General features: G+C 44.8%; 1 protein-coding gene. It reads left to right on the top strand.

Features of this window, described 5'->3' with window-relative positions; all coding sequences use genetic code 11:
- A partial coding sequence (locus tag H5300_RS27410; RefSeq protein ID WP_182797409.1) for a transposase occupies positions 1-268 on the top strand: 268 nt, incomplete at both ends.

The raw sequence follows: 268 nt of genomic DNA, 5'->3' as shown, positions 1-268 counted from the left end.
AAAAAGAAGCATGTCGAGTATCACTGGCGGCGCACTCTCATCGCGCTTCTCAGACAAAAATACGGCGACCTTAACTTATCCACATCGACCACCAATCATATTCAAGATTACCGTCAATGGAATGTCTTCTTAGAGCGTCAATATCAACGCTACTGGAATATTCACTTTGCCAAAAAGACGAAAGAACTAAAGCAAACGGTGAATTATCTGGGTCGTTACCTGAAGCGTCCACCGATATCCGCATCGAGGCTACGTCATTATAGTGGGG

It is taken from the genome of Vibrio sp. SG41-7 (assembly GCF_014164465.1).
Lineage (GTDB): Bacteria > Pseudomonadota > Gammaproteobacteria > Enterobacterales > Vibrionaceae > Vibrio > Vibrio splendidus.
The sequence above is the reverse complement of the archived record's forward strand: the minus strand, read 5'-3'. Positions and strand labels throughout refer to the sequence as shown.